General features: G+C 70.4%; 11 protein-coding genes and 1 tRNA gene. 9 read left to right on the top strand and 3 right to left on the bottom strand.

The features are described 5' to 3' along the window. The first annotated feature begins 95 nt into the window (after positions 1-95). Both htpX and Pma05_RS29255 read left to right on the top strand, forming a co-directional pair. A complete protein-coding gene (htpX, locus tag Pma05_RS29260; protein ID WP_203860696.1) occupies positions 96-980 on the top strand; it encodes a zinc metalloprotease HtpX in 885 nt (294 codons plus the stop codon). A gap of 293 nt (positions 981-1,273) precedes the next feature. After that, positions 1,274-2,542 (top strand): MFS transporter, encoded by a 1,269-nt coding sequence (locus Pma05_RS29255; RefSeq protein ID WP_203860695.1) that lies wholly within the window; start codon positions 1,274-1,276, stop codon positions 2,540-2,542. 104 nt (positions 2,543-2,646) lie between these two features. On the opposite strand, the gene Pma05_RS29250 is transcribed toward Pma05_RS29255, so the two are convergent. Then, positions 2,647-3,141 carry a YajQ family cyclic di-GMP-binding protein gene (locus Pma05_RS29250; protein WP_107269378.1) on the bottom strand — a complete coding sequence of 165 codons (495 nt, stop codon included), beginning with the start codon at positions 3,139-3,141 and terminating at the stop codon, positions 2,647-2,649. A gap of 145 nt (positions 3,142-3,286) precedes the next feature. Between Pma05_RS29250 and Pma05_RS29245 the strand changes: the two genes are divergently transcribed. The 4 genes from Pma05_RS29245 (at position 3,287) to Pma05_RS29230 (ending at position 5,422) form a co-directional block, all read left to right on the top strand. Then, positions 3,287-3,370: transfer RNA gene (locus Pma05_RS29245), tRNA-Tyr, on the top strand. Between the two features lie 289 nt (positions 3,371-3,659). Then, the gene (locus Pma05_RS29240) at positions 3,660-4,070 is read left to right on the top strand and encodes a hypothetical protein (RefSeq protein ID WP_203860694.1); all 411 of its coding nucleotides are present in this window, start codon (positions 3,660-3,662) and stop codon (positions 4,068-4,070) included. 343 nt (positions 4,071-4,413) lie between these two features. After that, the gene (locus Pma05_RS29235) at positions 4,414-5,022 is read left to right on the top strand and encodes a cadmium resistance transporter (protein ID WP_203860693.1); all 609 of its coding nucleotides are present in this window, start codon (positions 4,414-4,416) and stop codon (positions 5,020-5,022) included. Positions 5,023-5,260: 238 nt separating this feature from the next. Then, positions 5,261-5,422, top strand: coding sequence for a hypothetical protein (locus Pma05_RS29230; protein WP_203860692.1), 162 nt, complete (start codon positions 5,261-5,263; stop codon positions 5,420-5,422). Positions 5,423-5,553: 131 nt separating this feature from the next. Here Pma05_RS29230 and Pma05_RS29225 read toward each other — a convergent pair whose 3' ends face one another. Together Pma05_RS29225 and abc-f are read right to left on the bottom strand one after the other, a co-directional pair. Next, on the bottom strand, positions 5,554-6,453 hold the full coding sequence (locus Pma05_RS29225) for a Vgb family protein (protein ID WP_203860691.1): 900 nt from the start codon (positions 6,451-6,453) through the stop codon (positions 5,554-5,556). 108 nt (positions 6,454-6,561) lie between these two features. Then, positions 6,562-8,196, bottom strand: coding sequence for a ribosomal protection-like ABC-F family protein (abc-f, locus tag Pma05_RS29220; RefSeq protein ID WP_203860690.1), 1,635 nt, complete (start codon positions 8,194-8,196; stop codon positions 6,562-6,564). Between the two features lie 212 nt (positions 8,197-8,408). Here abc-f and Pma05_RS29215 point away from each other — a divergent pair, with 212 nt between their 5' ends. The 3 genes from Pma05_RS29215 to Pma05_RS29205 all read left to right on the top strand — a co-directional run bounded on the left by Pma05_RS29215 (position 8,409) and on the right by Pma05_RS29205 (position 12,182). After that, positions 8,409-8,981, top strand: a complete 573-nt coding sequence (locus Pma05_RS29215) for a TetR/AcrR family transcriptional regulator (protein ID WP_203860805.1) — start codon at positions 8,409-8,411, stop codon at positions 8,979-8,981. 441 nt (positions 8,982-9,422) lie between these two features. Beyond that, complete coding sequence (locus tag Pma05_RS29210) at positions 9,423-9,584, top strand: hypothetical protein (RefSeq protein ID WP_203860689.1); 162 nt, start codon at positions 9,423-9,425, stop codon at positions 9,582-9,584. Positions 9,585-9,650: 66 nt separating this feature from the next. Next, positions 9,651-12,182: a putative bifunctional diguanylate cyclase/phosphodiesterase gene (locus Pma05_RS29205; protein WP_203860688.1), complete on the top strand. Its 2,532-nt coding sequence runs from the start codon at positions 9,651-9,653 to the stop codon at positions 12,180-12,182. Positions 12,183-12,256 lie beyond the last annotated feature (74 nt).

Below are 12,256 nucleotides of genomic sequence, written 5' to 3'. Positions count from 1 at the left end.
CCAGGCAACTCACAGTCATATCCGGATTGTTGACGGGGTACCCCGGTGTTGTACCGGTCAGCGGGTCCATCGGCCCGCGCACCGAAGGAGTTATCGTGCATAGCCATCACAACCGGCTCAAGACAGCCGCGCTTCTTGGCCTGCTCACCGCTCTGATCCTCGGCGTCGGCTACTGGTTCGGCGGCAGCGGCGGTCTGGTGATCGCCGTACTGGTCTCGCTGGGCATGAACGCCGCCAGCTACTTCTGGTCGGACAAGCTCGCGTTGCGCTCGATGCGGGCCCAACCGGTCACCGAGGCCGAATTCCCGGCGCTCTACCAGATGGTCCGGGAGCTGGCGACCGAGGCGAAGCAGCCGATGCCCCGGTTGTACGTCAGCCCGACCATGCAGCCGAACGCGTTCGCCACGGGTCGTAACCCGAAGAACGCGGCGGTCGCCGTGACCCAGGGCATCACCCAGATCCTGGACTACCGGGAGCTGCGGGGCGTCATCGGTCACGAGCTGTCCCACGTCTACAACCGGGACATCCTGATCTCTAGCGTGGCCGCCGGCCTGGCCGGCATCATCACCATGCTGGCAAACATCGCCTGGTTCATCCCGCTGGGCGGCGGGGACGACGAGGACTCGCCGAACCCGGCCGTACTGCTGCTGACGCTGATCCTCGGCCCGATCGCGGCCACGCTGATCCAGCTCGCCATCAGCCGTAACCGGGAGTTCCAGGCGGACGCCTCGGGTGCCGCGCTGACCCGCGACCCGCTGGCGCTGGCCAGCGCCCTCCGCAAGATCCACGCTGGTACGAAGGCGCTGCCGCTGCCGGCCGACAACCGGCTGACCAGTACCGCTCACCTGATGATCGACAACCCGTTCAAGGGTGGCGGCGTGGCGAACCTCTTCTCCACCCACCCCAAGATGGAGGAGCGGGTACGCCGCCTGGAGCAGATGGCGAACGCCAACGTCGGCCCGGTCCAGTACCAGCGCTGACGGCGACGGCGCGGGCGGGACGACCCGCCAGCCAGGCCAACCAGCGACCGGCCCCGGTTCCCCGAGTGGGAGCCGGGGCCGATTCGTGTCGGGTCAGTCCGGGCTCGTCCCGACCCCGGTGCGTCGAAGCCCCAAGATCGTGATGTCCAGCTAATCGGGTTCAACGCGAGGTCTGGCCACGTTAGGGTCGGAAGGTCACCCACTCGTTACAGTCGCCGACTGGCGCCGACTGGCGACGGCCTGGCTTCGACGGCCTGGCTTCGACGACCGACGACCCGAGGAGGTTCGGACCCGTGACCGCGCTGCGGCAGTACCTGGGAGTGTGGCGGATTCCCGGAGCGCCGATGCTGCTGATCGCCGGCATAGTCGGCCGGCTCGGCATCGGCATGACCCCGCTGGCGCTGTTGATGGTCGTCGAGCAGGTCACCGACCGGTACGCCCTGGCCGCCGTGGCCGGCGGCGTCTACGCGCTCGCCGGTGCCGCGCTCAGCCCGGTCGCCGGCCGGATCGCCGACCGGGTCGGGCCGAGCCCCGTGCTGCTGGTCACCGGCGTGGCGCACCCGGTGGCCCTGGTCGGGCTGCTGCTCGCCAGCCGCGCCGGCTCGGACGCACTGGCGTTGATCTTCACCGCGTCGGCGGTGGCCGGAGCGACGTACCCGCCGTTGACCGCCGCGATCCGGGGTGCCTGGAACGACCTCACCGACCCCGCCTCCGGCCGGTACGCCCTGCGCAACACCGCACTCGCCGCCGAGACCACGCTCTTCGAGGTGGTCTTCGTGGTCGGCCCGCTGCTGGTCGCGGCCTTCGTCCTGCTGGCCGACGCCGGATCGGCGCTGCTCGGGGCCGCCGTGGTGACCCTGGTCGGCACCACGATCGTGGCACTCGGCCGGGTGATGCGAGGCTGGCGGCCCCATCCCCGGGGCAGCCACGCCAAGGGGCTCGGCCCGTTGCGGGTCAGTGGATTCCCGGCGCTGCTGTTCTGCGTGGCGGGCCTCGGCATCGCGTTCGGCGCCGCCGGGGTGGCCGTGCCGGCGTACGCCTCCGCGCACGATCCGGTCGACGCCGAGAGCGTGGCCGGCGTACTGCTGGCGATGTGGGGGACCGGCAGCGCGCTCGGCGGCCTCTGGTTCGGCACCCGCAAGCCGGCGCGGAACGCCGCCCGTCAGTTCGGGCAGCTCCTCGGCCTGCTCGCGGCCACCTTCGTCGTCTTCGCGGTGATGCCCGGCCCGATCGCGCTCGGCGTGGCGCTGGTGGTCGGCGGGGCCACCATCGCCCCCGCACTGACCGTGGAGAACACCATGGTCGGCCGGATCTCCCCGGTGAGCATGCTGAACGAGTCGTACACCTGGGTGGTCACCGTGGCGGTCGGGGCCAGCGCGGCCGGCGGTGCGGTGGCCGGCGTACTGGCCGACCAGGTCGGCGTACCCTGGGCCTTCATCTTCGCCGGTGCGGCGGTGGCAGCCGCCGCGGTGGTCGCGGCGCTACCCACCGGCTCGATCGCCCGCGCCGAAGCCCTGGCCGAGGTACGCCTGGAGCAGGCGCTCGCCACCGATCCCACGTAGCGCCGACCGTTTCAGCGGCTTGCTGGCGCTGGTTGGTCCCGATCGGTGCCCGCGGTTGTGGCGGAGTGCTTCGCCGCTGGTCACGGGCACGGATCGGGCGGACGTCACCGGTAGTTCGTGAACTGGAGGGCGACGCCGAAGTCCTCGCTCTTGAGCAGGGAGATCACTGTCTGGAGGTCGTCCTTCTTCTTGCCGGTCACCCGGAGTTGGTCGCCCTGGATCTGCGCCTGTACGCCCTTCGGCCCCTCGTCGCGGATCTTCTTGCTGATCGCCTTGGCCTTGTCCGAGTCGATGCCCTGGATGATCTTGCAGTCGATCTTGTGGACCTTGCCCGAGGGGCGCGCCTCGCCGGCGTCCAGCGACTTCAGCGAGATGTTTCGCTTGACCAGCTTCTCCTTGAAGACCTCCAGGGCCGCCTTGACCCGCTCCTCCGTCTCGGCCTGGAGACTGACCCCCTCCTCGCCCGACCAGGAGATGTCGGCGCCGGTACCCCGGAAGTCGAAGCGGGTCGAGAGCTCCTTCTCGGTCTGCCGGAGGGCGTTGTCGATCTCCTGCCGATCGACCTTGCTGACGATGTCGAACGACGGGTTGGCTGCCATGATTCCGCTCCTGCTGTGGACGACATGAAGGTGTACCGGGCCGCCGGGCGGCGGTACGACATGCCGACGGTACCCGCTTGCGCGGCGGCCCGATGTAACCGCTATCCTTGCTTCCGCTGCCGCGTTACACGTGGCGGCACGCCCTGGCGGGTTGCCCGAGCGGCCAATGGGAGCGGACTGTAAATCCGTCGCGAAAGCTACAGAGGTTCGAATCCTCTACCCGCCACCAGGTGCACAAAGAAGGCCCCTGACCAGTGCGAACGCCGGTCAGGGGCCTCTTCCGTGAGTCTCCCTCGATCTTGCTCCGTCTAGCTGCGGCTGCTGTCCGCGTCCTCCGCGCCGGGAGAGTGCACCACGCACAGCCCGATGAGGAATCTGAGCACCGTGCACGGTGGCTCCTGCCGGATGCCGGGTCATAGCGTGCTCCCGGTGCGGATATCCGCAGCTGAGGCGCGGGTCCGTGTGTGCGGGCCCGGTCCTAGCGCGGATCAACCTGTTGATCATCGGGAAGGGAACTCATGAAATCTCGACGCATCCTGTCCGGTCTGGCCGCAGCCGCGCTCGCCGCCGCCGCGTCCCTGACGTTCGCGGCCCCGGCGTCCGCCGCCACGTGGGACGAGTGGATGTACACCGATGACGCCGACCCGGGCGGGGTCGTCCGGTTCCGCGCCGACGGTGACGTCGTGCAGCTCTGCGACATCGAGGCCGACGGGTGGAAGGTCTATTTGGATGTCGACGACAACACCCAGAGCCTTCACAAGTACGAATTGAGCGTCGGCGGCAACGGCAACTGCATCGAGACTCGGGCATCGTTCGGCAGCCCGTACGACCTGCGTGAGGGCAACGTGTTCAGGTTCACCATCTGGTTGGACAACGACGATAACCCTGGGAGTTACGGAGACACCGCATACTGGGCGAACGTGAACTGACGGGCGCATGCGACGAGGGGCCGGTCCCAGTGGGGCCGGCCCCTCACCAGTGTGGCGGAGGTACGACTGCCACTCTGGTGAGCCTGTCTGGAGGCGTCTCGGACGACACGCGGAGAAGTTGACCAGTAAGGGGCAGAGATGCCCTGTCGGGTGAAGGGTTGATCTTGTTTGGTCCCGGCCCGTCCAGTCGAGTCCGGAGCTCCACAGCAAGTTGTGGGTAGACAGTGGGCGGGTCGATCTTGTCGCCCCCGGCGCGCATCGTGCACGGGGACCGCCGATAACCGAGCCCGTCGCGGCGACCGTCTGCGCCGCTTGGGCCTCGCCGGCCCGTACAGTCCCTCGGGTGGGAGATCTTGTCGGGACCCTGGTCGCGGCGATCGGGGTGTTCGCCGGTACGAACGTCGACGACATCATCGTGCTCACCGTGCTCTTCCTCTCCGCCCGGGCGGCCGGTAAGCCCCGGCCGTGGCAGATCTGGGCCGGCCAGTACGCCGGGATCGGTGTCCTCGTCGTCATCTCCGCCGTGACCGCTCTCGGCCTGACGATCGTGCCCGACCAGTGGGTGGGGCTGTTGGGCCTGGTCCCGTTCGCTCTCGGGGTCAAGGGGCTCGTCGCGGCGATCCGAGCCCGTGGCGACGCCGAGCCACCGGCACCCGCCGTCGCCACCGGGCTGTTCTCGGTGCTGGGGGTGACCGTGGCGAACGGGGCGGACAACATCTCCGTCTACACGCCGTTGTTCCGCACCATCGGGGTCACCGACAGCCTGGTCACCGTGGCGGTCTTCGCCGTCGGGGTCGCGGCCTGGTGTCTGGCCGGGTCCTGGCTCGGCTCGCACAAGAAGGTCATCGAGGTTGTCCAGCGCTTCGGGCACTGGATCGTGCCCGTCGTCTTCATGTCGATCGGCGCGGTGATCGTGGCCGAGTCCGGCGTACTCGGTCGGCTCGCCGGCTGAGCACCCGCCTCGCCGCCTGAGACTCCCCTCCGACACACCACGGTCCCGCAGCCAAACCGGCACGTCGGGGCCCCGACTCGGCCAGTACCACCAGCCCGTTCCCGCCGGCCAGCACCTGGAACCGAGGGCAGCCGGCGCGAGCGGCGCAGGGTCGGGGCTGGCCCGGCAGACACGGCTGTGTCGCGTCCGGCTCAATCGCGAGGCGGCACCAACGGCACGGCTGGCCTAGCGTCTGTGCATGGTTTCCGCCGACCAGATCCCCGCGTTGCTGTTCGTCCTGACCGTGTACCTCGCGCTCGCAGTGGTCATGCTCGTGGCGCTGTACTGGGTCGTCCGGCTGGCGGTACGCCACGCGATCGAGGACGCCGACCGCCGCCGTCAGGTCAGCCAGCGGCGCTGAGTCCGTCGGCGTTTCCGGCGACGGGCGGCTGGCATCCGCTCCCCGGCGGCCGATCCCACCACCGAACCGCCCGGGTAGCCGGGACACCGAAGCCGGACGCACCGAAGCCGGACGCACCGACGCGACCCCGCTCACCACGCCAGCCGCGCCACCGCACCGATCTCCAGGGCGACCCAGACCACCCCGTCCGGACCGACCGCGATCCCATGCGGCTCCGACTTCGGCGTCGGCAGGTCGTACTCCCGGATCGTGCCGTCCGGGCCGAGCTGCCCGACGCGGTTGGCGCCCCACTCGGTGAACCAGTAGCTTCCGTCCTCCGGCCTGGCGGCGATCGCGTGTGGCCGGGCGGCCCGGTCCGGCAGCGGGATCTCGATGATCCGCCCGTCCGGGGTGATCCGACCGAGTTGCCCGGCCGCGATCTCGACAAAACAAGCTCCGCCGGCCGCTCCGGCCGCGATGCCGACCGGTCCGGCGCCAGCCGTCGGCAGCGGGTACAGGGTGACCTCGCCGTCGAGATCGATCCGGCCGACCGCGTTCGCCTGGTTGAGCGTGAACCAGAGCGCCCCGTCGCCACCGGCGGTGATCATCGAGGGGTAGCCGCCCGCCTCGGGCAGCGGAAACTCCTCGATCGTGCCGTCGACAGCGATCCGGCCGATCCGATCGCTGTTCATCTCGGTGAACCAGAGCGCACCGTCCGGCCCGGCCGTGATCCCGTACGGGCCGCCGGCCGGCGACGGGATCGGATACGAGCTGACCTGCCCGGAGAGCGACAGCCGGCCGATCCGGTGGTCCCGGAACCGGGTGAACCAGAGTGCACCGTCCGATCCGGCCGTAATGACGGAGGGTCCGCTCGCCGATTCGTCGAGTTGGTAACGCCGTACCTCCCCGTCAGCGGTCATTCGGACGATTTCCCCGGCATGCACCAGGGTGACCCATATTGCGCCGTCCGGCCCGATAGCTACGCCGTACGGGCCGGCGGTGGAATCGGCTATCGGAAACTCCCGGACCGACGGATGGCGCGGGGAAGTCATTAAGTTTCCTTTCTTTAGAATTCGAGCTGCCGGCAGCACCCGAAATCGCGAAGCTGCCCAACGGCGACGCCGCCAGCCCTGCTGATCGCCACCACCGGGGGTTCGCAATCAACCCGTGACCGAGACCGGTTCGGAAGCGAGTACCCCGGAAGTCATCACCCTGTGCTCCCCGCGCCACCGCTCGCGCAGCCGCCGGTCGTGACTGACCACCACCACCGCGCCCGGATAGTCCGCGAGGGCGGCCTCCAACTCCTCGACCAGGCCCGGCGAGAGGTGGTTGGTCGGCTCGTCGAGCAGCAGCAGGTCGGCCGGCTCGCTGACCAGCCGGGCCAGCGCGAGCCGTCGCCGCTGGCCGGTGGAGAGCTCCCCGACGGGTACACCGAGCCGCTCCCGGTCGAACAGCCCCAGCGACAGCAACTCGTCGAGATACTCGGTCGGCCGCCCGGGCCGGCCCTGCCCGAAGGCGGCGAGCAGCGGCTCCTTCGGGCGCTCCACCTCGACCTCCTGGGGCAGGTAGCCGATCCGCCCCCGCCGGACCACCCGGCCGGCGTCCGGGACCAGTTCTCCGGCGAGTACCCGCAGCAGGGTGCTCTTCCCGGCCCCGTTCGCCCCGCTGATCAGCAGTCGCTGCCCGCTACTCAGCGTCAACCGGGTCGCCCGCAGCCGCCCGTCGACCGCCACACCATCGGCGTCCAGCAGCACTCCGACGTTGCCACCGCCACCGGAGAGGGTCGGGGTGAACCGGAGCGGCTGGGGTGGTGGCGGCACGGGGCGCTCGGTCAGCCGGCGGAGTCGCTGCTCGGCGTTGCGTACCCGGCTGGCGACGGACTGCTGCACCCGGCCGCCGTTCCGGTCGTACGCCATCTTGTTGCGGTCCTTCATCTCCCGGCCCGGTGCGACCTGCCGGGCCGTGGTCGCCACCGCCTCCCGCAGCCGGCCGACCTCGGTCTGCCAGTCCAGGTGGGCCTGGGCCCAGCGCCGCCGAGCCGCCGCCCTCTCGGCGAGATATCCGGCATATCCGTCGCCGTGGCGGACCAGGGTGTGCCGGTCGCCGTCCACTTCGATCAGTGTGCCGGCGACCCGGTCGAGGAAGACCCGGTCGTGCGAGACCAGCACCGTGCTGCCCCGACGGCCGCGCAGGTGCTCCTCCAGCCAGCTCAGCGAGTCGTCGTCGAGATGGTTGGTCGGCTCGTCCAGCAGCAGTACCTCGGAGCCGGCCGACAGCACCGCGGCCAGGTGCAGCCGGGCCTGCTCGCCGCCGGACAGCTCGCCGAGCCGGCGGCTCCGGTCGACCCCGGCCAGGCCGAGCGCGTGCAGGGTCCGTTCCACCCGGGCGTCGGCGTCGTATCCGCCGCGCAGCTCGAAGACGGTGGCCAGCTCGCCGTACTCGGCCAGCCACCGCTGGCCGCTGTCGCCGAGCAGCGGCTCCAGTTCCCGCAGCCTGGCCTCGATCCGGCGCAGTTCGGCCAGCGCGTCGTCGATCGCCTGCCGCACCGTCAGGTACGCCGGCAGTGGTGCGTCCTGCCCCAGATAGCCGAGGCCGCCGGTGGTGACGACGGTTACCCGCCCCTCGTCGGGCCGCTCCCGTCCGGCGAGCAGCCGGAGCAGTGTCGACTTGCCGGAGCCGTTCTCGCCGATGATCGCGGTGCGCTCGTCGGCGGCGATGGCGCAGCTGGCCCCGTCGAACACGATCCGGTCAGCGTAGCGCTTGGTGACGTCGTGCAGGCTGAGCTGGGTAGGCATGGGAGCGACTCCGGTCGTCGGCGGATCAGCCACCGGTCGTGCGGCGGCTCGGGACGCGGGGTGGCGCTCACCTGATCATCGGACTGGTGCCTACCTTAAGTCTACGGATGTAGCAGTAAGATGGTGCCATGTCGCCGGCCCGACCGCCAACCGATTCCGACACCGGGCCCGTCCGCCGCCCCGGTGGGCGCAGTGCCGAGGTCCGCCGCCGGGTGCTCGACGCGGTCCGAACCCACCTGGTCGAGTACGGCTACGAGGCGCTCGGCATCGACGCCGTGGCGGAGCGGTCGGGGGTGCACCGCACCACGGTCTACCGGCGCTGGCGCGACGTCGGGGGGCTGCTCGCCGACGTACTCGCCGAGGCCACCGACGACGATTGGCGACCACCCGACACCGGTTCACTGGAGGGCGACCTGCACGCCCTCAACTCCGAGGTGTACGCGGCACTGACCGCCGAACCCCCGGTCACGACGGCGCTGATCGCCGCGTCGTTCCGTTCGGCGCCGGCCGCGGACGCGCTCCGCTCCTTCTGGGCCGACCGGTACGACCGCTGCGCCGTCATCGTGCACCGAGCCGTACGCCGCGGCGAGGTCCCGCCGGAAACCGACAGCCGGCGGCTGCTCGTCGCCGCCACCGCACCGCTCTACCACGAGCTGGTACTGCTGCGGTCCGCCCCCGGCGCGCGGATCGCCGCCGAGGCCGCCCGGAGCGCGCTCCTCGCCGCCCGTGCCGGCGCCTTCGCGGAACGTGGTCACCTGCCGGTCGCGGCAGCCGGAAGCGCATGAACATCCGGGGTGGACCGGTCGAATCCTTGGTAACGCAGAGCGACGGACGCGGCCGGGTGTGCCCCGGCTGCTTGCCCGAGAGAGTGCCCGGCTCGGGCGGACTCCGTCCGGAATGGTCAGACTCCTGCTGTTGAAGTGATTTGAGCGGAATCTACCTACGATGGCATTTGGTGCGCCTGATCGCGTACGTGCGGTGAGTCTTATTGAGCGCTGAGTGAATCATGTCGGCCATTTGCCTGTGAGATGCTTGCAGCCGGGCGGGGGAGTTCTAGCTACCGAACGGTTAGACTTTGCCGATCCCCGGCTGGTCGCTCTTCCGATGGCTTTGCCGGTTCCCCGGACTGTGGCACCATCATGGAACATCTAGCTTTCAACTCACCATCTCGACGGGAGCAACCAATGCCTGCATGGAGGTTGGGCCGGATCGTAGGCTCTCTTCTTGTGCTCGCCGTGCTCGCCGTCGGCGGTTTCGCCGTGAGCGTGGGCGCGGCCGGCTGGTCGGAGCGGGGCGGCGTCACGGCCTCCGACCAACTGTCCGGCGACAGCACGCAGGTCACCACTCCAGGGAGTGCCCTGCTGACCTTCGGCTTCGAGTGGGGGTAGGGAGACTCCTTGTAGCGGAGCGGTCTTCCGGAGTTGAGGAGCAATCTCCCGTAGATGGGGAGTGGCATGCCTAGGGGCTCTTCCGCGACACGTCGGTCCCCCGAGCATGCCTGGCTGGTCACCGGTCCGCTCGGAATTTTCGCCGTCGTCCTGACGGTCGCGCTCGGCGTCCTCAGCAAGGAATCCACTGGCGAGTGGGCGCTCGCCGCCCTGGTCCTCGGGCTGGTCCTGGCCTCCGAGATGCCGATGTTCTACATCGTCATCCGGCGCCAGACGATTCCCTTCACCATCACCGAGATCCCGCTGCTCTTCGCGCTCTTCGTGCTGCCGCCGCTGACCGTCGTACTGGTCTTCACCCTGGGCTCGTTGATCGCCCAGCTTCGCCGCCGGTTCGCCCAACCCAAGCTCTGGTTCAACGTCGCCAAGGCGGCGGCGGCCAGTTCGCTGGCCAGCCTGGTCGTCCTCGCCCTGCCGGAGATGCGCGGGTTCGGGCCGGGGACCTGGGGCATCCTGTCGGCCGCCGTCGGCAGTCACACCCTGATGACCCTGGTCGCGGTGGCGGCGCTGATGATGGTGATCCACGACACCTCGGCCGGCTGGGAGATGATCCGCTCCTCCGGCCCGGGCCTGATCACCGCGGCGATCAACGTCGCGGTGGGCCTGGTCATCATGCTCTGCCTCCGCACGACGTGGTGGTCCGCCCTGCTGCTGGTGGCGCTCGGCGCCGCCCTGGCGGTGCTCTACCGGTCATACTCGCGGTTCTTCCGGCAGCACCGCACCCTGGCCGACGTCTACGAGCTGACCAAGGCGATGAGCGAGCGCGGCCAGGACGGCACGCTTGCCGACTCGCTGCTGGGTCGGGTCCGGGCCATCATGCAGGCCGAGAGCGCCACCCTCTGGTTGCCGGCGCAGGGTCGCCATCCGGAGGTGCTGCTGACCGCGCGGGTCGAGGAGCGCGGACTGCTCGACATCTCCCGGACTCCGGTCCTCGCCCGCCAGCGGGCCTGCGAGGAAGGCCGTACGGTCGCCGCCGGTGGCCGGGTGGGCGGAGACCGGGAGGTCCGGGAGGCCCTGCGCGGCGCGGGCGTCAAGGAGGTCATCGTCACGCCGTTGCGATCCGGCCAGGCGGTCATCGGCTCCCTGGAGGTGGTCAACCGGCTCGGCGACACCGGCCACTTCACCGAGGCCGACCTACCGGTCTTCGAGACGATCGCGGCGCACACGGCGGTCGCGCTGGAGAACTCGCGGCTGGTGGACCGGTTGCGCCACGACGCGTACCACGACGGCCTGACCAACCTGCCCAACCGGCGGCGGGTCAGCGGCGCGCTGGAGGAGGCGGTCCGGGTACGCGCCCCGAACGAGGTCGTCGCGCTGATGCTCTTCGACGTGGCCGGGCTGCGCCAGGTCAACGAGTCCGTCGGGCACGCGGCCGGCGACCGGGTACTCGTCGAGGTGGCGACCCGGCTGCGCGCCTCGGCTCCCTCCGCCGCTCTGGTGGGCCGGGTCGGGAGTGACGAGTTCGTGGTGACGCTGCGGATGGAGAGCATCGACGCGGCGCTCGACCTCGCCGCCGAGCTGCGCGAGGAGATCCGCGACCGGATGGTCTTCGACGTGCTGGTCCTCGACATCGACACCGTGGTCGGGGTCGCGGTGCACCCGGACCACGGTGACGACCCGGCGACCCTGCTCCAGCGCGCCGACCTCGCGGTGACCAGGGCGAAGTCGGCACCGGACGGCATCCAACTGTTCAGCCCCGGGCTGGAGTCCCGGTCGTCGCGCCGGCTCGGCCTGGCCGGCGACCTGCGCCGCGCGCTCGACCACGCCGAGGTGGAGGTCTACTACCAGCCCAAGGTCACCCTCACCGACCGGCGGCTGGTCGGGGTGGAGTGCCTGGCCCGGTGGGTGCACCCGGCGCACGGGACGGTAGCCCCGGAGGACTTCGTCGCAGTGGCGGAGCACACCGGCCAGCTTCCCGAACTGACCGGGCTGGTACTCGGCGAGGCGCTGCGGCGCAGCCGCGACTGGACCAGCGGCGGCAACCCGCTCGCCGTCTCGGTGAACATCTCTCCGCGTACGCTCGCCGACCAGCAGTTCCCGGCCCTGGTGCAGGGGATGCTCGCGGAGTACGGCGTCGCACCGGAGCTGCTGACGCTCGAGATCAAGGAGGCCGGCGTACTGGACGGCACCGAACGCGCGGTGCCGGGGCTGCGCCGACTGCGCGACATCGGGGTACGCCTCGCCGTCGACGACTTCGGCACCGGCCACTCCTCACTCTCCTACCTGCGCCGACTGCCGGTCAACGAGGTCAAGGTCGACCGCTCGTTCGTGCAGGGGATGGCGACCGACCCGGTGGACCTGGCGATCGTCAACGCGGTGGTGACGCTCTCCCAGCAGTTCGGCCTGGCGGTGGTGGCCGAGGGGGTGGAGAGCGAACTCACCCTGGAACTGCTCCAGGACATCGGGTGCCAGATCGGGCAGGGCTTCCTGTTCAGCCGTCCGCTGCCGTACGAGCGCCTGGAAGCCTGGTTCGCGGCCCAGACGGAGTCCGACGCCCAGCCCGGCCCGGCCGACGTACGACGGCTGCGGGCGGTGCCCTGACCTGCTCCGACGGCCTGGGATCGATGTCCCGGTATGGCAGCCGGGGATCTGATTTCACCTCGTGCCCCACGACG

It is taken from the genome of Plantactinospora mayteni (assembly GCF_016862935.1).
In the GTDB taxonomy this organism is placed as follows: Bacteria; Actinomycetota; Actinomycetes; order Mycobacteriales; family Micromonosporaceae; genus Plantactinospora; species Plantactinospora mayteni.
Note: the sequence above shows the minus strand (reverse complement) of the source record. Positions and strands in the feature narration are given on the sequence as shown.

Coding starts and splice junctions, on each gene's coding strand:
- Pma05_RS29205 (WP_203860688.1), top strand. CDS start 9,651: ATGCCTAGGGGCTCTTCCGCGACACGTCGGTCCCCCGAGCATGCCTGG.
- Pma05_RS29230 (WP_203860692.1), top strand. CDS start 5,261: ATGGTTTCCGCCGACCAGATCCCCGCGTTGCTGTTCGTCCTGACCGTG.
- Pma05_RS29240 (WP_203860694.1), top strand. CDS start 3,660: ATGAAATCTCGACGCATCCTGTCCGGTCTGGCCGCAGCCGCGCTCGCC.
- Pma05_RS29225 (WP_203860691.1), bottom strand. CDS start 6,453: ATGACTTCCCCGCGCCATCCGTCGGTCCGGGAGTTTCCGATAGCCGAT.
- abc-f (WP_203860690.1), bottom strand. CDS start 8,196: ATGCCTACCCAGCTCAGCCTGCACGACGTCACCAAGCGCTACGCTGAC.
- Pma05_RS29250 (WP_107269378.1), bottom strand. CDS start 3,141: ATGGCAGCCAACCCGTCGTTCGACATCGTCAGCAAGGTCGATCGGCAG.